The following is a 19,661-nucleotide window of genomic DNA, read 5'->3' on the forward strand; positions in this document are numbered from 1 at the left end:
CTCCGTCGGCGAGACGCCGTAACGCTGAGCGAAGGAGGCGTTTACCCGCAGCTCGATCGAGCCGACCGAGTTCTCCACCTCGACCCCGGTCGGGCTGTCGAGGGTGTCGACGAAGCCCTCGCCCTTCCCCACCTCGATCGACGTGGTTCCGCAGGTCACGCGGATCGTGCCCTCGACCACCAGGCTGACGGCGGTCCCTCCCGCTGGTCGACGGGTGACGGAGGCGGCGTCGTGCCACAGCCGTGCGACGGCGAAGCTGCCACCTCGGATGACGTCGCCTCCCGCCCGCATCCGTGGGGAATCGCTCGTGACCTCGTACCCGAGGTCTGCCATCCACCGGATGGCGGGTTCTCCTTGCAGGGCGACCCGGTGGTCGACTGAATCCGCCTCCCCGATACCGCGTAGCATCCGGTTCCCCGTTCTCGGACGCCACGTCGGTCGATAGCGCCCGCTTGATCTTCTCCAGATCGCTGTCGCGAGCGGACGCCTCGCGCGAAGGCGAACTGACCGCTACGTCAACACGAACCTCGTGAGCGGTTGCGCCGAGCCTCCTGTTCGCCGTCCCCGACGGCTACACCTTCGCTGATGGCTCCACCACCTACTCGGGCACGACCGACTCGAACGGGCTCATCACCCTGCCGGACATCACGGTTCCCGCGAAGGGCGGCGACTCTGCCTTCAGCGCAAGCTCGACGACACTGTCCGCCTCCGCTGTCGTCTCGGGAACCAGCAAGCCTTCTGCCTTCCGGCGTGACGGCGACGGTAATATGAGTTCGTATGCCAGTGTCCCTTCGGGCTCGAAGGCGATCGGCGACAGCTCTTTCCTTGCTCCGAACGGTGATATCTACCACGGAAACACGGTTGTCGCGACCGGCGCGAGCAGTGCTTACTGGACATACAACCGCTTCGCTGGTGGTACGTCCGGATACAGCATCGTCACATATGTGAAGGGTACGACAGGATATCGTCGGGACAACGACGGGACGGTCACCACTTATACGGTGTCTTCGAACTCGACTGCGATCGGGGATCGTATCTTCTTGGCTCCGAACGGAGACGTGCACCAGTGGGACACCAAGGTGCTCTCTGGCACAGATTCCGCTTACTGGTACTTCAATCAGGCTAATAGAGGCACGGCCAGCCAGAATGTTTACACCTATGCCGTAGAGCCCACCTGCCCCTGAAGTGGCCCGCTGGCTATGTCAGCGGGCGCTATCTTCGGTGTCTGAGGAGCGAAAAACTTAACTCTTCGATCTCGGAGATCTATTTCATATTTTATCCGTTGTCACCTCGGCACGTCACGCGTACGCAGGATATAAGCGCCAGAGAATGACGGGAAAGAAATATACATCGGGGGAGTTGGGTATGCGCTCAGCTCCCCCGATATCATTGCCGAATCCCGGATACTATCTGAATGATAGCGAGTGGAGTCCAGCTTGATTCATGTGATTCGAGGTCAGGCGGTGCAGCGACCGGGGCACGCCGACGGCAGGGGGTGAGCCGTCTGCTCAGGCGCGCGCCGAGAGGACGATGTTGCCGGTCTCGGTGATCGCGACGGTGTGCTCCATGTGGGCTCCGCGCGAGCCGTCGCGGCTGCGGAGCGTCCACCCGTCCTTGTCCGTGTAGATCTTGTCGGTGCTCTGCAAGAACCACGGCTCGATGGCGATGACAAGTCCGGGGCGCAGCGGGTAGCCGCGGCCCGCTCGCCCGTCGTTCGCGATGTGTGGGTCGCCGTGCATCGTGCGGCCGACGCCGTGGCCGCCGAAGTCGGTGTTGATGCTGAGCCCGTCGGCCCGTGCGACCGCCGCGATGGCCGCGGAGATGTCGCCGATCCGTCCGCCGGGCTGTGCTGCGGCGATACCCGCCTCCAGGGCTCGCGTGGTCGTGTCGATGAGGGCGACGTCGTCGGGCCGCGGGGTGCCGACCACGACGCTGATCGCCGAATCGGCCACCCACCCGCCGATGGAGGCGGCGAAATCGAGGGTCAGCAGGTCGCCGTCGCGCAGGCTGTAGTCGAAGGGCAGGCCGTGCAGCACCGCGTCGTTGACGGAGGTGCAGATCACCTTGCCGAACGGGCTCGCACCGAACGAGGGGTGGTAGTCGATGTAGCACGACTCGGCGCCGGCCGCTCGAATCATGTCGTGGGCGAGGCGGTCGAGCTCGAGCAGGTTGACTCCGACGGAGGCCGCGGCGGAGGTGGCCGTCAGGACCTCGCCGACGAAGCGGCCGGCGGGACGCATCTCCTCGATCTCGGCGGGGGTGCGTAGCTCGATCATCCTGATCCTCTCGGGGTCCGCTGAGGCCGTGCTCAGCGGTGGTGGGTACGGTCGGTGCATGCGCACGCGACGGGCATTCGGTTCTTGGCAGTATCCTGCGGCGATCGTGCTGCCCCTGTGGATCCTCCTCGGCTACGGCCTCTTCGGAGGATCAAGCGGCTGGACCGTGCTGGGTCTCGTGATCGCCCTTCCCATTCTGGCGGTCTGCCTCGTGGTCGTGGCGAGCATCGTCGCATTCCGGGTGACCGTGCGGCCGACGCGCACGCCCGCGTGGGGTGACGTGGCAGCGCTCGGCGCGTGGCACGCCTCCCTCGTGGTCTTCGGTTTCTTCCCGCCGGGCGCGTGGGCGATTGGTCTGCTGTCGGTGGTGCTCGGGCTGGTCGCCTTCTGGCACTCGGTCTGGCGTTTCTTCGGCGACGCGCGGGCGACCCTGCTCGCCTTCGCGGAGGCGTCGGCCGTGCGCGCCGAGGGCACGCCGCATCGAGTGGCGGGCGACGGCTTCGACCCGGAGCGTCCGCAGGACGGGCAGACGATCGTCCTCTGACGCGAGGACCCCGCGGGAGGCTGTGGCGCTCCTCCCGGGCCCGCTTTGACGGCGGTCGCTGCCGCATGGCAGAATGAGCGCTTGTGCCTCGCGCAGGCTCTGCCGCAGGGGAGCCGCGATGACGCGGGCGCACCAACCGACTTCCATCAACCAAACGGTGTTCGACCTGTGGCGGGCACGGAGAGCGATACAGCATGCACATCCTCGATTCCGTCGATGCGGCGTCCCTCCGCAGCGACGTCCCCGACTTCCGCGCGGGCGACACCGTCAAGGTTCACGTCAACATCGTCGAGGGCACCCGCTCGCGCATCCAGGTCTTCCAGGGCGTCGTCATCGGTCGCTCCGGCGAGGGCGTCCGCGAGACCTTCACGGTCCGCAAGGTGAGCTTCCAGGTCGGCGTCGAGCGCACCTTCCCCGTGCACTCCCCGGTCATCGACCACATCGAGCTCGTCACCCGCGGTGACGTGCGTCGCGCGAAGCTCTACTACCTCCGCAACCTGCGCGGCAAGAAGGCCAAGATCAAGGAGAAGCGCGACGCCTGATCGGCTCGCCAGCGACTCCCGAACCCCGGTCCACGCCTGATGGACCGGGGTTCGACCTGTTTCCGGCGACCTTTCGCCACGCCGAAGGGAACGCGCGGCGTCGCCCGACGCAGGCGCCTCCCTCATCCCCTCGAGAGAACGGACGTGCCCCGATGGTCGTCGCCGATCCGACGCTGACCTTCGAGCGTCGCCTGTTCCGCCAGGGGTACGAGAGCGTCATCGGGTGCGATGAGGTCGGGCGCGGTGCGATCGCGGGGCCGGTCTCCGTGGGCGTGGTGGCGATCCGCTCTCGCTGCGGGCGCTTCCCGGAGGGACTCCGCGACTCCAAGATGCTCGCCCCCGCCCGCCGGGAGGCCCTGCTGCCGGGCGTCGTGAAGTGGGTGTCAGGCTGGGCGATCGGGGAGTCGTCGGCCGACGAGATCGACGACACCGGTATCGTCGCGGGGCTGGGTCGAGCGGCCGCGCGGGGGATCGAACGGCTGGTCGATCAAGGCGTCGACCTCGCCACCGCCGTCGTCCTCCTCGACGGCTCGCACGACTGGCTCACTCCGGCGCTGGGCTCGTGGGCCGCAGAGCTGACCATCGTGACCCGGACGAAAGCCGACCGTGACTGCGCCTCTGTCTCGGCCGCCTCCGTACTGGCGAAGGTGGGACGGGACGGCCAGATGGTGCGGCACCACGACGATTTCGCCGACTATGCGTGGGACAGGAACAAGGGTTACGGGAGCGCTGCACACTGGGCGGGGATCGACCGTGTCGGGCCGTCTCCGCTGCACCGGGTGACGTGGCTGTCGCGAGCGCTCGCCCCCGACGTGGAGCCGCCTCCGGCGCCCGCGACCCCCGCGTCGGCGTAGGATTGGCGGACGATGGATGACGACGAATTCGAGGACTACGACCGCGAGGTCGAGCTGGCACTGTACCGGGAGTACCGAGATGTCGTCTCGCAGTTCTCGTACGTCGTCGAGACCGAGCGTCGCTTCTACCTCGCCAACGAGGTCGATCTCGTGCGTCGAGACACCGAGCACGACTTCTACTTCGAGCTGACGATGCGCGACGTGTGGGTGTGGGATGTCTACCGCTCCGACCGCTTCGTGAAGTCGGTCCGGGTGCTCACGTTCAAGGACGTCAATGTCGAGGAGCTCTCCCGCAAGGAGTTCGAGCTGCCCAAGGAACTCGCGCTCGACGAGTAGCGCGCTGAGTCGAGAGGTTGCGCGCGTCGCTACAGCAGCGACGGACCTCGACTCTCGACGAGCGGGCCTTCGTCCTCCACAGCTCCGGACTCGCGGAGTAGTCCACAGATTCCGTGACGCGGCCTCGACGCGGCACGCCGCCGCGGGAGCCTTCCTGCGGGAGGTCTCATGGACAAGGACGAACTGGGACGACGTGGCGAGGAGATCGCGGCGGCGCACCTGAGAGCGCACGGATTCGAGATCCTCGACCGCAACTGGCGGGTCCGCGAGGGCGAGCTCGACATCGTCGCCCGCGAGGGAGCCGCGCTCGTCGTGGTCGAGGTCAAGACGCGCTCGTCGACGCGCTTCGGGCTGCCGGTCGAGGCGATCACGCGGGCCAAGGCGCAGCGGCTGCGGCGGCTCGCCTACGCCTGGGCGCGCGAGCACGGCGAACGGTCGCGGCACCTCCGAATCGACGCGGTGGGCATCGTCGCGCCGGGAGGCGTCACCGAGCAACTCCGCCACCATCGGGCGGTGGCGTGATGGGTCTCGGACGGACCTCCGCCGTGGGCCTCGTCGGCTTCGCCGGAGCAGTGGTGGGAGTCGAGGCGCACTCCGCCGACGGCACGCCCGGCATGGTGATCATCGGACTCCCCGACGCGGCGCTCTCGCAAGCGAAGGAGCGGGTGCGCTCGGCCGCGATCAACTCCGGAAGCGCCGTCGCCGAATACAAGATCACGGTGAACCTGTCGCCGGCCGCGATGCCGAAGCACGGCTCCGCCTTCGATCTCGCGATCGGGATGGCCGCATTGGCTGCGCTCGGCGAGGTCGACGCGGAGTCGGTCGCGTCGATCGTGCACGTCGGCGAGTTGGGACTCGACGGTCGCCTCCGCTCGGTGCCGGGCGTGCTGCCGGCGGTGCTCGCCGCCGCACGGGAGGGGCGTCGTCGGGTCATGGTCCCCGCCGAGGACCGTCTCGAGGCCGAACTCGTCGAGGGCGTGGAGGTGATCGCGGTGTCCTGCCTCGCCGCCGCGGCCGTCTGGCACGGCGCCGAGTGGGAGGTGCCCGTGCTGTCCGAGCGTCCTCCCGCGCCGAGCATCAGCTCCCCGCAGGCACCCCACCTCGACTTCTCGGACGTGGTGGGCAACGAGGAGGCGGCGGAGGCGATGATCATCGCTGCGGCCGGCGGCCACCACGTCTTCCTCCTGGGGCCGCCTGGCGCGGGCAAGACGATGCTCGCCTCCCGTCTGCCCGGGATCCTCCCCGACCTCGACGACGAGGCCGCGTTCGAGGCCACCTGCATGCGCTCGCTCGTGGGCGAGCCCACCGGTGGCGCTCTCGTGCGGCGCCCGCCGTTCGAGAGCCCGCATCACTCGGCGTCGCCTGCGGCGATCGTGGGAGGCGGCAGCGGGCGCATCCGCCCCGGTGCCGTCGCGCGCGCCACCCGCGGAGTGTTGTTCCTCGACGAGGCACCAGAATTCTCCTCTGTGGCACTCGACGCTCTGCGTCAGCCGCTCGAATCCGGAGTGATCCGCATCCATCGGGCGAACGCGGTCGCCGAGTTCCCCGCGCGCGTCCAGCTCGTGCTCGCGGCCAACCCGTGCCCGTGCGGTCGCTTCGGCATTCCCGGCGAGACGTGTACGTGCGCTCCGGTCCTGCGCCGTCGCTACCTCGCGAGGCTCAGTGGCCCGCTCCTCGACCGGGTCGACATCCGCCTGACGGTACGCCGGATCGGAGCAGCACAGCTCGCCGCCCGCCGTGATACTCCAGGCCTGACCAGCGCCCAGGCCCGAGCGAGGGTGACCGCGGCTCGCGCTCGAGCAGCGGCTCGGCTGTCGGCGACTCCGTGGACCACGAACTCCGAGGTCGCCGGAACCTGGCTGCGGTCGCCCGACACCCGGCCGACGCCGTCCGAATCGCGCTCGCTTGATCGTGCCCTCGAGCGAGGACTGGTGACGATGCGCGGCTACGACCGCGTACTGCGTCTCGGGTGGACCTTGGCCGACCTCGACGGTGCTGAGCGGCCGACCGCCGACCATCTCGGACGCGCACTCGTCTTGCGGGGAGGAGCGTCATGATCCCCGTCGCCCGCCTGTTCGACCAGGCCGAGCTAGGCGCTGTCCATCGTCTGATGACGGTGCCCGGCGATCCCGTCGCGGCTGCCGCTCGTGCCGCGTGGAGCTCGCTCACCGAACCGGGGGACTCGGTCGCCGCGGTCCTGATCGAGCGACTCGGTGCCGCGGAGGCGTTCGCCCGGGTCGTGTCGACGGCCTCGGCCGCCGAGATCTCCGCTCTGCGACCGGGGGAAGCCTCTCCGGCTGAGCCGGCTGATCCGGCTGAGCCTGCGCCCTCGGACGCCGAGGTCTCGGCCCTCGCTGCGGGACTCGAACGCTGGCGTCCGCGCCTCGATCGTCCGCTCCTGCTGCGTCGTCTAGAGATCGCCGAGCGGATCGACGTCCGACTCCTCGTGCCCGGCTCCGAGGGCTGGCTGGAGTCCCTGGACGATCTCGGTTCGCACGCGCCGCTGCTCCTGTGGGTCCGCGGCGATCCGACCGCGTTCGCCGTGCCGCGCCTTCTCGCGCTCGTCGGCGCACGTGCCGCGACCGGCTATGGCGAACACGTGGCCGCCGAGCTCTCTGCCGGCATCGCCGGCCGCGGCCTCTCGGTGGTCTCGGGAGGAGCTTTCGGCATCGACGCCGTCGCCCACCGCGCCGCGCTCGGTACCGGCGGCCGTACGATCGCCTTCCTCGCCGGGGGAGCCGACCGCCTGTATCCGACCGCTCACTCCGAGCTGCTGCAGCGTCTCATCGCCACCCCCGGCTGCGCCGTCGCAGCGGAGGTGCCGCCGGGCACCACCCCCACCCGCTGGCGGTTCCTTCAGCGCAACCGTCTCATTGCGGCGTCGACCGGGGCGACGGTCGTGGTCGAGGCGGGCGCGCGCTCAGGCTCGCTGAACACCGCCGGGCACGCGGCCGCCCTCGGTCGCCCGCTCGGGGCCGTCCCCGGTCCCGTGACGAGTGCGTCGTCCGCGGGCTGCCATCGCCTCTTCCGTGAATACGCGGCGAGTTGCGTGACGTCGGTGGCAGACGTCCTCGAACTCGCCGGCATCGAGGTACCCACTGCTGTTCCCTCCGAGGGGAGCGGCTCGGCGACTCGTGTCCTCGACGCGCTCCGCGGACGGACGGCGCATGACACCGAGGGTCTCGCCCGTCAGACGGGGCTGTCCGTCCGCGACGCCCTCGCCGTCCTCGGCGGCCTCCTCGGCGAGGGAGCGGTCAGTCGCCACGCCGACGGCACCTGGACCAAGGCAGCAGGCCCGCCATGAGCAGAGGCCGAGGCGCGGCCATCCTCGCCTCGACCCCACCAGACCGCATGCAGGCCCGCCCAGGGTCCTCCGCGGGGATGAGCCGAGGACCCCCTTCGTGCGATGGGCGCGACGGATCCGACTTCGTAGCGTCGAGGACATGCAGAACAAAACCTCTTCCGTTGTGGCGCGCGTCGAGAACGTGCGCAAGCTCTACGGCAGCACGCCTGCCGTCGTCGCCCTCGATGACGTATCTCTGTCGATCCAGCGCGGCGAATTCACGGCGATCATGGGTCCGAGCGGCTCCGGCAAATCGACGTTGATGCATGTGCTCGCCGGGCTCGACACCGTGTCATCCGGCCGAGCGTTCCTCGGCGACCTCGAGATCAGCGCGATGGACGACGCTCAGCTGACCGTGCTGCGCCGCCGCAGGGTCGGCTTCGTGTTCCAAGCCTTCAACCTCGTGCCGACGCTGGATGTGCGCGGCAACATCCGCCTTCCCTTCGAGCTCGACGGCCGCAAGATCAGCGCCGAGGAGGCGAAGTGGATCGACGGACTCATCGACTCGCTCGGCCTGCGCGAGCGCCTCACGCACCGGCCCTACGAGCTCTCCGGCGGCCAGCAGCAGCGCGTCGCCATCGCTCGCGCCCTCGCGTCCCGCCCGGAGCTGATCTTCGCCGACGAACCCACCGGCAACCTCGACTCCCGAACCGGTCGAGAGGTGCTCACACTCCTCCGGGCCTCCACCCGCGAGTACGGACAGTCGATCGCCATGGTCACCCACGATCCCATCGCCGCGGCCTACGCGGATCGAATCTTGTTCCTCCGCGACGGAGCACTCGTCGACGACCGCCGCGGCATGAGCTCCGAGCAGATCTCGCGCACCATGCTCGCGATGGAGGACGTCGCATGAGCGGCGTGCGGACGGGCTCGCGCCAGGGTGGCGGCGCCGTCGTCACCGTCGCCGCGCTCTCATCGATGTTCGGCGCCGTCCTCGTGCAGGTCACGGCGGTCCTGCAGCTCGCCGTCGAGGTCTCGACGAACCCCGTCGTCTCCCTCGTCGCCGGAATGCTCCAGTTCACGGGCGTCGCGTTCTTCGCCATTGCGGTCTACGTCGGCGGTGTCGTCACGGCGAACACCGTCTCGACGGTGATTGCGGGGCGCACCGCCGAGATCGCGCTGTTGCGCCTGCTGGGTGCCTCCGGATCGTCCCTGCGGAAAGACGTCGTGCGGACGGGCTTCACGCAGGGGATCGTCGGAGCCGCCCTCGGCCTCCTCGCAGGCTCGGCGTTGGTTGCGGCGGGAGCCCAGCTCGCCGTTCAGGCGCACCTCATCGAACCGGCCGACTACCCCCTGGCCTCGCCCGGCTTGCTCCTGCCGTTCGTCGCTGTCCTCCTCTCGACCGTGGTCGCCTCCTGGGCGGGTTCCCGAGGTGTGTTGAACGTGGCGCCCTCGCAGGCGACTGGCTCCGTGGCCGAACCGCGCTACGACGACCTCCGCCGCCGGCGCGGTCGTACCAGCGTGGCGATCCTTCTCCTCCTCCTCGGAGCTGCGCTGCTGGCCGTCGGGGTCGTGCTGGGTCACAAGACCCCCGAGGGCGTGCTCCCGGGTGTCCTGGGCGGGATGGTCTCCTTCACCGGTCTGATCCTCGTGGCACCTGTCCTGCTGCCTCCGCTGACCGCCCTCGTCGGCCGGGTCTTCGGGAGGGGAGCGGTCGCTCGTCTCGCCGCCGCGAACGCGATCCGAAACCCCGCTCGAAGCGCACGATCCGTGATCGGCCTGATGATCGGGACGACCCTCGTGACCACCTTCGCCGTCCTCGCGGCGATGTTCGACTCGATGGTCGGTGAGGCGGGAATCGAGCGCCCCGAAGTCTTCGAACAACTGAAGGGGTTCATCACCTTCAGCATGGCGATCCTCAGCGTCCTGGTCTCCTTCTCGATCGTCATCGCGGCGGTCGGAATGGTCAACACGCTCTCTCAAAGCGTGCTGCAGCGCCGACGGGAGCTCGGCCTCCTCCGCACCCTCGGTTTCACGGGCGCCCAGGTGCGGTGGATGGTGCTGCTCGAGGCGGCGCAGATGATCCTCGCCGCCGCGCTCGTCGGAGTCGTTCTGGGCATCGGCTACGGCTGGTGCGGCGCGGAGGCCGTGTTCGGCTCCCTGCCGGGGGCGCGCCACGGTCTCGTGCCGCCGGTGATCCCCGTCTCCCTCCTGCTGGAGGTTCTGCTGGCCGCCGTCGTGATCACCGGGGTCTCGGCCGTGATCCCGGCCCGCAGGGCGACCACAGTGTCGCCAATCGCTGCGCTTGCCATCACCTGAGAGGCTTTGACCGAGTGCGCTGCTCGCTCGCAGCGCGCTCGGTCAGCAGACGGTGTCGGTCGTCCGGCCTACTCTGGGAACAAGCCCACGAGGGGAGCGGCATGGACGACACGATGGCGGCCGGAGGGTCGGCTCGACCCCAGCTCGGCAGGTTCCGGCCGGCCGAGCGAGTCATCGCTCACGTGAGCGACACGCACCTCCTGGCGGGAGGCGCGCCGCTCTACGGCAGCGTCGACACGGTCGCGCGGCTTCGGCAGGCGCTTGAGCGGCTCCTGCATCGGGGCGGCCGAGTCGACGCGATCCTCGTGACAGGCGACATCGCCGACCGTGGCGAGGAAGACGCCTATCGAAGGGTGCGGAGAGCGCTCGATCCGGTCGCCGAGCGCTTCGACTGCCCGATCGTCTGGGTCATGGGCAACCACGACGAACGCCGGGCGTTCCGCAGAGTCCTCCTCGACGAGGACGGCGGGTCCGACGCGCCGGTCTACCAGGTGGTCGATCTCGGCGGACTCCGCCTCGTCGCGCTCGACAGCGCGGTACCGGGCTTCCACCACGGCGAGCTCGGAGAGGAGCAGGTGGGCCGCCTCCGCGCGGAGCTCGAGCGACCGGCACCTCTCGGCACCGTGCTCGCTCTGCACCACCCGCCACTCCCGACGCCGCTCGGTGCCATGACGGTGCTCGAGCTGCGGGGCATGGACTTCCTCGAGGAGGCGGTCCGCGGCACCGACGTACGCGCGATCCTCGGTGGTCACCTCCACTACCCCACATCCGCCACCTTCGGGGGCGTCCCCGTGTTCGTTGCCGGTGCGACCAGCTACACGATGGACTTGGGCGCTCCGGAGCGTGAGCTCGCGGGCATCGATGGGGCGCAGAGCTTCTCGCTCGTCCATGTCCATCCCGAGACCGTCGCGACGGCTCTCGTCCCCTCCTCGACCGCACCGATCGCCACGCGCTTCGGCACCGAGCTGATCGAACAGCTCGAAGCGCTCGACGAGCAGGGACGCATCGACCTCTGGTCACGGATGCCGGACGGATCATGACCGAGGAGACGCTCGCCTCCTCGGTCGAGGGGTTCCTCTGCTATGTGCTCGACGAGCGTTCCCTCGCGTCCGCGACGGCCAAGGGCTACCGGGGCGACCTGATGCGGCTCGTCGCGTTCGCCGAGGCCCGCGAGAGCCGGTTGACCTCCGACCTCGATCTGGAGCTCTTGCGCGACTGGCTGTGGCAGGAGTCGGAGTCGGGTATCGCACGATCGACCCTGGCGCGACGCACGGCCGCCGTCCGATCGTTCTCGTCGTGGGCGCATCGGACCGAGCGCTTGGCGACCGACGTCGCGGCCCGGCTCAAGACGCCGAAGACCGGGCGGACCCTCCCTCGTGTGCTGACGAGGCCCCAGACGGAGCAGGTCATCGACGTCGTCGCGGCGCGCGGGGCGGAGGACGACCCCGTGGCGCTGCGCGACCTCGCCATCGTCGAGCTGCTGTACGCCTCAGGCATCCGAGTCTCCGAACTCGTCGCGGTCGACCTCGGCGACCTCGATCTCAGCCGCCTCACCGTGCTCGTCACCGGAAAGGGGTCGAAGCAACGGGTCGTCCCTTTCGGCGTGCCCGCGAAGGAGGCGCTCGTCGCCTACCTCGAGAAGGCCCGCCCCGCCCTCGCGACGGCCGACAGCGCCCGGTCCCTCCTGCTCGGCCGGCGCGGCGGTCGGCTCACCCCGCGCACGGTCTACGGAGTCGTGGCCCGGCTGCTCGGCGCGGGCGAGGGCTCCGGACCCTCCGGTCCGCACACCTTCCGCCACACGGCGGCGACCCACCTCCTCGACGGAGGAGCCGATCTGCGGGCCGTGCAGGAGCTGCTGGGACACGCCAGCCTGGGAACCACGCAGATCTACACGCACGTCTCGACCGAGCGGATCCGGGAGGCCTATCGGCTCGCTCATCCGCGCGCGTGACGCGACCGCGCCCAGGGGAAGCAGCACGGCCCGCGGGATGCCTCCGAAGAAGCGTAGAGGCGAGATGTAGTCGCCGTGTTCGCGCACCCCGAGATGCACGCATCGTCCGTCACAGTGGCCTCCGGAGCCCACGACGCCGAGGATCTCGCCGGCGACGACAAGCTGACCCTCCGTCACCGTCGCGTCGACCGGCTCCAGGCTCGACACCAGGCCGTCGGGATGCCTGAGGGAGACGACCCCCCGACCGGCGACCCTTCCCGCGAACGACACTGTGCCCGGGGCGGGCGCCACCACGCTGAGGCCGGGTGACGAGGCGAGATCGATGCCGCGGTGCCCCGCCGCATAGCGATGGGCGGGGGCCGCCCAGGGCGCGAGCACCGTGAATCCGGAGACGGGGGACACCCACGGCGCAGACGCGGACGTCTTTCGTGGAGGGGCCTCGGCCGGAGCGACGGGAACCGCCACGCCGAGCAGGAACGGGACGAGCAGGGCGAATACGCCCGGGCGGAGAAGGGAGAGCAGTGGCATGCGGTCACCCTCCCGTACCCGATGCGGTCCTGGTCGGGCCGCGTGTTGATCGGGGGAGAAAACAGCAGGATCACCTCGTGTGGAGGGGGCTTCAGCTGTCGCGCTCGAGCGCAAGCCGTCCCGGCGCATTCGCAGGGCGGAGTAACGTGCCTGTGATCCGGAGCGGGCGCGGCATCCTCGCGCCCACCGGCGGCGAGAATCGGAGACGACCATGACCAGCGGACGATCTGACACCACCCCGAATCCCTCGGCGGCGAATCTACGGGCGAAGGTGATCTTCCTCGCCATCGCGGCGGCCGTCGGCGGCTTCCTCTTCGGATTCGACTCCTCGGTGGTGAACGGCGCCGTCGAGGCGGTGCAGGGCGAGTTCGAGCTGTCGGCAGCGCTGATCGGCTTCGCCGTCGCCTCCGCCCTGCTCGGCTGCGCCGTCGGCGCCTACGTCGCAGGACGCTTGGCCGACCGGTGGGGACGCATCAAGGTGATGTTGCTGGGCGCCGGTCTCTTCTTCATCTCCTCCATCGGCGCAGGAGCAGCCTTCGCGGTCTGGGACCTCGTGCTGTGGCGCGTCGTCGGCGGCCTCGGCATCGGCATCGCCTCGGTCATCGCGCCGACCTACATCTCGGAGATCGCGCCGAAGGCGATCCGCGGCGCGCTCGCGTCGCTGCAGCAGCTCGCGATCACGCTCGGCATCTTCGCCGCCCTCCTCTCGGACACCCTCATTGCGAACGGCGCGAACGGCGCCTCCGAGCCGTACTGGTTCGGCGTCGCCGCCTGGCGGTGGATGTTCATCGCGTGCGCCGTGCCCGCGGTCGTCTACGGCCTCCTCGCGCTCACGCTGCCGGAGTCGCCCCGCTACCTCGCCACGCGCGGCCGGTCCGCCGACGCCCGCAAGGTGCTCGCGACGGTCACCCCGCGCGACGAGGTCGACGAGGCCCTCGCCGATATCCAGAAGAGGATCGACGAGGACGCCGAGAACGCGAAGCGCTCGAGTCTGCGTGGTCCGGCGCTCGGCCTGCTCCCGGTGGTCTGGGTGGGCATTCTGCTCTCGGTGTTCCAGCAGTTCGTCGGCATCAACGTGATCTTCTACTACTCCACGTCGCTGTGGAGCGCCGTCGGTTTCGACGAGTCCAACTCCTTCGCGATCTCGGTCTTCACCTCGATCGTCAACGTCGTCGTGACCTTCGTGGCGATCTTCCTCGTCGACAAGGTCGGCCGGAAGCCGCTGCTGCTCGTCGGCTCGGCCGGTATGGCGATCACGCTCGCGCTGATGGCCATCGCGTTCAGCCAGTCGACGATCAGCGGCGAGCAGGTGTCGCTGCCGGGTGCGTGGGGGCCGATCGCGCTGGTCTCTGCCAACGCCTTCGTCGTCTTCTTCGGAGCGACGTGGGGGCCGCTGGTCTGGGTACTGCTCGGCGAGATCTTCCCCAACCGAATCCGCGCCGCGGCGCTCGGCCTCGCGGCGTCCGCCCAGTGGATCGCGAACTTCCTCATCACCGTGACGTTCCCGATCCTCTCTCAGGACGTCTCCCTCACCCTCGCGTACGGCCTGTATGCGGCGTTCGCGGCGATCTCGTTCGTCTTCGTCTTCATGTTCGTGCCCGAGACCAAGGGGCGCTCGCTCGAAGAGATGGACACGCTCCACATCCGCACCGTGATGAAGTCCGCGCGCAAGTAGGCGACACGACAGCACCACGACGGCCGCCCTCCCGCACGAGCGGGGAGGGCGGCCGTCGTGGTGCTAGCATTCTCGGAGCACCTCGCTCGTCGGGGTGACTACGCGCGCCCATTCGGCCTCCACTCCCCACGGTCCTCCTCCGCTCCTGCGGTCGAGGTGGGAGCGAGCCGGGCGCCAGGGCGACGTGCCGACCGGCCGTCGCAGACAACCGAACGGGAGTTCGGCGCCGTCGTGCGCTCGGACCCCGAGAGAAGGAGAACGACTCATGGCAGTCGTCACCATGCGCCAGCTGCTCGACAGCGGCGTCCACTTCGGGCACCAGACCCGTCGCTGGAACCCGAAGATGAAGCGCTTCATCCTGACCGAGCGCTCCGGCAGCTACATCATCGACCTCCAGCAGTCGCTGGCCTACATCGACAAGACCTACGACTTCGTCAAGGAGACGGTCGCCCACGGCGGCACGATCCTCTTCGTCGGCACGAAGAAGCAGGCGCAGAACGCGATCTCGGAGCAGGCGACCCGCGTGGGTCAGCCCTACGTCAACCAGCGCTGGCTCGGTGGCCTCCTGACCAACTTCCAGACGGTCTCCAAGCGCCTCGCGCGCATGAAGGAGCTCGAGGAGCTCGACTTCGACGACACCTCGAAGAGCGGCTTCACGAAGAAGGAGCTCCTCATCAAGAAGCGCGAGCTCGACAAGCTGCACAAGTCGCTCGGTGGAATCCGCAACCTCTCGAAGACGCCGTCGGCTCTCTGGGTCGTCGACACCAAGAAGGAGCACCTCGCGATCGACGAGGCGAAGAAGCTGGGCATCCCGGTCATCGGCATCCTCGACACCAACTGCGACCCGGACGAGGTGCAGTACCCGATCCCGGGCAACGACGACGCGATCCGCTCGGTGAGCCTGCTCACCCGCATCGTCGCCGACGCGGCGGCCGAGGGCCTCATCCAGCGTCACCAGAAGCCCGAGGCCGAGGGCAACGTCTCCGCCGTCGAGCCGCTGGCTGAGTGGGAGCAGGAGCTGCTCGCGACGAGCACCCCCGCCACCGACGTCCAGGAGTCGGACGAGCAGGCCGGCGCGGAGACCGAGAAGGTCGCCGACGCCGAGGCCGAGACCGCCGATGAGGCCGTCGTCGAGGCCGAGACCGCTGACGAGGTTCCGGCTGCCGAGGCCTCGAACGACGAGACCGCCACCGTCTGATACCCCGTTCCGTGACGGGGGTCGGATGCGCCGCAGCAGCGGACGTCCGGCCCCCGCTCGGTCGGTGCACGTTCACCACGAGTCACAACAGCCGACATCTCGGTGTACTGGGATCCCTCCTGGCCCGGAGATCGGCACCGCAGAGTCTCAGAACCAAGAGGAGTTCGAAGAACCATGGCAAATTTCAGCCTCGCTGACGTCAAGACGCTGCGTGAGCAGCTCGGTACCGGCATGGTCGACACGAAGAACGCGCTCGTCGAAGCGGACGGCGACCTGGACAAGGCGGTCGAGATCCTCCGCCTCAAGGGTGCCAAGGGCAACGCGAAGCGCGCCGACCGCTCCACGAGCGAGGGCCTCGTCGCCGCCGCCGAGAACGGTGGCGTCGCCACGATGATCGAGCTCGCGTGCGAGACCGACTTCGTCGCCAAGGGCACCAAGTTCATCGCTCTGGCCGACGCCGTGCTCGCCGCGGTCGTCGCCGCCGGCGCCACCACCGTCGAGGACGCGCTCGCCGCGTCCGCCAACGGCAAGACCGTCGCCGACCTCATCAACGACGAGGCCGCGATCCTCGGCGAGAAGGTCGAGCTGCGCCGCGTCGCCTCCGTCTCGGGCGAGCACTTCGCCATCTACCTGCACAAGACCAATAAGGACCTGCCCCCGCAGGTCGGCGTGGTCGTCGGCTATGCAGGCGAGGACGCGGAAACGGCTCGCTCGGTCGCGCAGCACATCTCGTTCGCGAACCCCTCCTACCTCTCGCGCGAGGACGTGCCGCAGTCGGAGGTCGACAACGAGCGTCGCATCGTCGAGGAGATCTCGCGTGGCGAGGGCAAGCCGGAGGCCGCGCTGCCGAAGATCATCGAGGGTCGCGTCAACGCCTACTTCAAGCAGGTCGCGCTGCTCGACCAGGACTACGCGAAGGACAACAAGTTGTCCGTCAGCAAGGTTCTCGCCGACGCCGGACTGACCGTGTCGGGCTTCGCCCGCTTCAAGGTCGGCGCCTGACAGCACGCGAAGGGAGTCCGGGTCGTTCCATCGACCCGGGCTCCCTTCGCTCTGTCTCGGCTCCCGGTCCGGGACGCCGCGCGTGGTCGCGGGGCATGCTCCGCGCGGGATAAGTTTGTACGGGTCTACGGGAGGAAACGTCGATGACGGAGACGGATGCGATGACGACGGGCAAGCGCCGAAGGGTGCTTCTGAAACTGTCGGGGGAGGCATTCGGGGCCGGGACTCTCGGCGTGAATCCCGACGTGATTAGCGCCCTCGCGCGCGAGATCGCCGATGCCGCGACCGAGGTCGAGATCTCTGTCGTCGTCGGCGGGGGCAACTTCTTCCGCGGCGCCGAGCTCTCGCAGCGCGGAATGGATCGGGGCCGAGCCGACTACATGGGCATGCTGGGCACGGTGATGAACGCTCTCGCCCTGCAGGACTTCCTCGAGCAGGCCGGAGCCGAGACGCGTGTCCAGTCGGCGATCGCGATGACGCAGGTCGCCGAGCCGTACATCCCCCGCCGCGCCATCCGCCACATGGAGAAGGGTCGCGTCGTCATCTTCGGCGCGGGCGCCGGCCTGCCCTTCTTCTCGACCGACACGGTCGCCGCGCAGCGCGCCCTCGAAACGCACGCCGATGTCGTGCTCGTGGCCAAGAACGGCGTCGACGGTGTCTACGACGCCGACCCGCGCACCCATCCCGAGGCCAAGAAGCTCGACGCGCTCACCTATCAGGAGGCGCTGCAGCGTGGCCTCAAGGTCGTCGACTCCACCGCTTTCAGCCTCTGCATGGACAACGGCATGCCGATGCAGGTGTTCGGGATGGAGCCCGCCGGCAACGTCGCGGCGGCCATCCGGGGCGCCGATCTCGGCACCCTCGTCTCGAACTAGACTGACCACTCCACGTCTCTTAAGGAGCCCCCTGTGATCTCGGATGTACTTGCCGACGCGAAGACCAAGATGGGCAAGGCCGTCGAGGTCGCCAAGGAAGACTTCTCGACGGTCCGCACCGGACGCGCGAATCCCGCCATGTTCCAGAAGGTGCTGGTGAGCTACTACGGCACGCCGACGCCGCTCAGCCAGCTCGCGTCCCTGCAGAACCAGGAGGCGCGCACGCTCCTCGTCACGCCCTACGACAAGAGCTCGCTGCGCGACATCGAGCAGGCGATCCGCGATATGCCCAACCTCGGCGCCAACCCCACGAACGACGGCACGCTCATCCGCGTCACCCTGCCCGAGCTCACCGCCGAGCGTCGCAAGGAGTTCGTGAAGATCGTCCGCACGAAGGCCGAGGACGCGAAGGTGGCTGTCCGCAACATTCGCCGGAAGGCGAAGGACGACCTCGACGCGTTGAAGGGTGAGCTCGGCGACGACGAGGTCGCTCGCGGCGAGAAGGAGCTGGAGTCGCTGACGAAGCACCACGTCGACGCGATCGACGAGGCGCTCAAGCGCAAGGAACACGAACTCACCGAGGTGTAGAGCGTGCCCGAGATCCCCGCTGGCCCCGACGACGGCGAGAAGAGACCGCTTCCGCACGTCCCGGGTGCCCGGGGATTGCGGATGGTCACGCGGGAGACGCTGCGCGCGAGAGCGCAGCAGGGGCGCGCCGATGTCGAGCGCCAGCTCGAGGCGACGCGGGCGCAGCTCGAAGCGACGAACGAGCGTCTGACGGCCCGTTCCGGTCGCAATCTGGTCTCGGCGACGGCCATCGGTCTCGTGGGCGGCGGCGCGATGGTCGTCAGCCTCCTCGTCGTCAAAGAGCTGTTCATGGTGCTCGCCGGCGTCCTGGTCCTCTTCGCGGCCCTCGAGCTCTCGAATGCACTCCGTCACGCAGGGCGTGACATCCCGCGGATCCCCACGGGTGTCGTCGCGGTCGTCGCGGTCCCCGCCGCATACTACGGAGGCATCGCCGGCGCGTGGTTCGCCGTTCTCGGCGGATCGGCGCTGGTGGGTCTCTGGCGGCTCGGCGAGCAGCTCTTCCGGCAGACGACGTCGAGCCGTCGAGACCTGGTGCTCGATCTCGAACTCGGGGCCTTCGTGCAGAGCTACGTCACGTTCCTCGGTGCCTTCGCGATTCGCCTCGTCGCCGAGCCGGGCGGTCAGCTCTGGACGCTCTCGTTCCTCGTGCTCGTCATCGTGGTCGACACGGGTGCCTACGCGAGCGGCCTGACCTGGGGCCGTCACCCGATGGCACCGCGGATCAGCCCGAAGAAGACCTGGGAGGGTTTCGCGGGGGCCGGCGCCGCTGGCATCGTGGCGGGCATCCTCCTCGCCGTGCTGCTCCTCGGGCAGCCGTGGTGGGTCGGCGCGGTGTTCGGAGCCGTGATCCTCCTCACGGCGACGCTCGGCGACCTCGCGGAATCGCTGATCAAGCGCGACATCGGTATCAAGGACATGAGTTCGTGGCTGCCCGGTCACGGGGGAGTGCTCGACCGTCTCGACTCGATCCTCCCCTCGGCGGCGGCCGCCTACGTGCTCTACTTCGTCTTCGCCCACTGAGCTGGCTCTCCTTCGGAGTGCTCGCTCGGCCGGGTCGTGGTCGGCAGCGCCCGCAGCTCTTGGCAGAATGACGGGATGAACGCTCCCTTTCCCCGCGCGCGCGACTCCCGCCCTGGCTACGACATCGGCGAGGTCGACTCGTTCCTCGCCTCGGCTCGTGAGGCGTACGCGCAGCTCTCGGGGGGCCCCGCCGATCTGCGCGCGGCGGATCTGCGCCACACGGCGTTCTCTTTGCGCAAGGGCGGCTACTCGGCTCCGCATGTCGACGCGGCGCTCGAACGACTCGAGGATGCCTTCGCGCTACGCGAGCGGCAGTACGCCATCGCTGCGCGCGGCGAGGCGGCGTGGCTCGCCGACGCGCGCGCGACCGCTCAGGAGCTGGTCAACCGCCTCGCGCGTCCGGCGCGTGAGCGCTTCACTCGCGCGGGACTGCTCACCACCGGCTACAACATCCGGCAGGTCGATGCCTTCGCCGACCGGATCTCGGGCTATTTCCGTGACGGGTCGGTGCTGACCGTCGATGACGTGCGCACGGTCTCGTTCGCGCCGCAGCGGGGCGGCTACTCCGAGTCGCAGGTCGATCTCGTGCTCGACACGGTGATCGACGTCATGCTCGCGGTGCGCTGAGAGGCGCCACGCCTCCGATCTGCTGGCCGATCAGGCCATCGTC

General features: G+C 69.1%; 20 protein-coding genes and 1 pseudogene. 18 read left to right on the plus strand and 3 right to left on the minus strand.

What is annotated here, in order from left to right; genetic code table 11:
* Positions 1-598 precede the first annotated feature (598 nt).
* A complete protein-coding gene (locus ITJ45_RS14190; protein ID WP_267238147.1) occupies positions 599-733 on the minus strand; it encodes a hypothetical protein in 135 nt (44 codons plus the stop codon).
* Positions 734-1,508: 775 nt separating this feature from the next.
* Positions 1,509-2,276, minus strand: a complete 768-nt coding sequence (gene map, locus ITJ45_RS06365; RefSeq protein ID WP_194608487.1) for a type I methionyl aminopeptidase — start codon at positions 2,274-2,276, stop codon at positions 1,509-1,511.
* 58 nt (positions 2,277-2,334) lie between these two features.
* Between map and ITJ45_RS06370 the strand changes: the two genes are divergently transcribed.
* From ITJ45_RS06370 to ITJ45_RS06420, 11 genes are all read left to right on the plus strand, one after another.
* Complete coding sequence (locus tag ITJ45_RS06370; RefSeq protein WP_194608485.1) at positions 2,335-2,820, plus strand: hypothetical protein; 486 nt, start codon at positions 2,335-2,337, stop codon at positions 2,818-2,820.
* A 194-nt stretch (positions 2,821-3,014) separates the two neighbouring features.
* Positions 3,015-3,362 (plus strand): 50S ribosomal protein L19, encoded by a 348-nt coding sequence (rplS, locus tag ITJ45_RS06375; protein ID WP_194608483.1) that lies wholly within the window; start codon positions 3,015-3,017, stop codon positions 3,360-3,362.
* Between the two features lie 152 nt (positions 3,363-3,514).
* Entirely contained in the window at positions 3,515-4,216 is a 702-nt protein-coding gene (locus ITJ45_RS06380; RefSeq protein ID WP_194608481.1) for a ribonuclease HII, read from the plus strand.
* A gap of 12 nt (positions 4,217-4,228) precedes the next feature.
* Entirely contained in the window at positions 4,229-4,552 is a 324-nt protein-coding gene (locus tag ITJ45_RS06385) for a DUF2469 domain-containing protein (RefSeq protein WP_194608479.1), read from the plus strand.
* Positions 4,553-4,720: 168 nt separating this feature from the next.
* On the plus strand, positions 4,721-5,074 hold the full coding sequence (locus ITJ45_RS06390) for a YraN family protein (RefSeq protein WP_194608476.1): 354 nt from the start codon (positions 4,721-4,723) through the stop codon (positions 5,072-5,074).
* Positions 5,074-6,609, plus strand: a complete 1,536-nt coding sequence (locus ITJ45_RS06395; protein WP_194608474.1) for a YifB family Mg chelatase-like AAA ATPase — start codon at positions 5,074-5,076, stop codon at positions 6,607-6,609. The genes ITJ45_RS06390 and ITJ45_RS06395 overlap by 1 nt, the downstream gene beginning before the upstream one ends.
* The gene (gene dprA, locus ITJ45_RS06400) at positions 6,606-7,856 is read left to right on the plus strand and encodes a DNA-processing protein DprA (protein WP_194608472.1); all 1,251 of its coding nucleotides are present in this window, start codon (positions 6,606-6,608) and stop codon (positions 7,854-7,856) included. Before ITJ45_RS06395 ends, dprA begins: the two co-directional genes overlap by 4 nt.
* Positions 7,857-7,995: 139 nt before the next feature.
* Positions 7,996-8,748: an ABC transporter ATP-binding protein gene (locus ITJ45_RS06405; protein ID WP_194608470.1), complete on the plus strand. Its 753-nt coding sequence runs from the start codon at positions 7,996-7,998 to the stop codon at positions 8,746-8,748.
* Positions 8,745-10,154, plus strand: a complete 1,410-nt coding sequence (locus ITJ45_RS06410; RefSeq protein ID WP_194608468.1) for an ABC transporter permease — start codon at positions 8,745-8,747, stop codon at positions 10,152-10,154. Before ITJ45_RS06405 ends, ITJ45_RS06410 begins: the two co-directional genes overlap by 4 nt.
* A gap of 101 nt (positions 10,155-10,255) precedes the next feature.
* On the plus strand, positions 10,256-11,194 hold the full coding sequence (locus tag ITJ45_RS06415; protein ID WP_228493616.1) for a phosphodiesterase: 939 nt from the start codon (positions 10,256-10,258) through the stop codon (positions 11,192-11,194).
* Positions 11,191-12,105, plus strand: coding sequence for a tyrosine recombinase XerC (locus tag ITJ45_RS06420; RefSeq protein ID WP_194608466.1), 915 nt, complete (start codon positions 11,191-11,193; stop codon positions 12,103-12,105). Before ITJ45_RS06415 ends, ITJ45_RS06420 begins: the two co-directional genes overlap by 4 nt.
* A 69-nt stretch (positions 12,106-12,174) precedes the next feature.
* Here ITJ45_RS06420 and ITJ45_RS14315 read toward each other — a convergent pair.
* Positions 12,175-12,921 (minus strand): annotated as a pseudogene (locus ITJ45_RS14315) (M23 family metallopeptidase); the annotation flags it as partial.
* Here ITJ45_RS14315 and ITJ45_RS06430 point away from each other — a divergent pair.
* The 7 genes from ITJ45_RS06430 (at position 12,845) to ITJ45_RS06460 (ending at position 19,618) form a co-directional block, all read left to right on the plus strand.
* A complete protein-coding gene (locus tag ITJ45_RS06430; RefSeq protein ID WP_194608463.1) occupies positions 12,845-14,308 on the plus strand; it encodes a sugar porter family MFS transporter in 1,464 nt (487 codons plus the stop codon). The pseudogene ITJ45_RS14315 and the gene ITJ45_RS06430 sit on opposite strands and share 77 nt — an antisense overlap.
* 265 nt (positions 14,309-14,573) lie before the next feature.
* Positions 14,574-15,506 (plus strand): 30S ribosomal protein S2, encoded by a 933-nt coding sequence (gene rpsB, locus ITJ45_RS06435; protein ID WP_194608461.1) that lies wholly within the window; start codon positions 14,574-14,576, stop codon positions 15,504-15,506.
* Between the two features lie 174 nt (positions 15,507-15,680).
* The gene (tsf, locus tag ITJ45_RS06440; protein WP_194608459.1) at positions 15,681-16,508 is read left to right on the plus strand and encodes a translation elongation factor Ts; all 828 of its coding nucleotides are present in this window, start codon (positions 15,681-15,683) and stop codon (positions 16,506-16,508) included.
* 161 nt (positions 16,509-16,669) lie between these two features.
* Positions 16,670-17,383 (plus strand): UMP kinase, encoded by a 714-nt coding sequence (pyrH, locus tag ITJ45_RS06445; RefSeq protein WP_416365287.1) that lies wholly within the window; start codon positions 16,670-16,672, stop codon positions 17,381-17,383.
* Positions 17,384-17,416: 33 nt separating this feature from the next.
* The gene (gene frr / locus ITJ45_RS06450) at positions 17,417-17,971 is read left to right on the plus strand and encodes a ribosome recycling factor (protein ID WP_194608456.1); all 555 of its coding nucleotides are present in this window, start codon (positions 17,417-17,419) and stop codon (positions 17,969-17,971) included.
* A 3-nt stretch (positions 17,972-17,974) separates the two neighbouring features.
* Positions 17,975-18,991 (plus strand): phosphatidate cytidylyltransferase, encoded by a 1,017-nt coding sequence (locus tag ITJ45_RS06455; protein ID WP_323742913.1) that lies wholly within the window; start codon positions 17,975-17,977, stop codon positions 18,989-18,991.
* Between the two features lie 75 nt (positions 18,992-19,066).
* Positions 19,067-19,618: a DivIVA domain-containing protein gene (locus ITJ45_RS06460; protein ID WP_194608455.1), complete on the plus strand. Its 552-nt coding sequence runs from the start codon at positions 19,067-19,069 to the stop codon at positions 19,616-19,618.
* Positions 19,619-19,661 lie beyond the last annotated feature (43 nt).

This window comes from Rathayibacter sp. VKM Ac-2879 (assembly GCF_015351245.1).
GTDB lineage: Bacteria > Actinomycetota > Actinomycetes > Actinomycetales > Microbacteriaceae > Rathayibacter.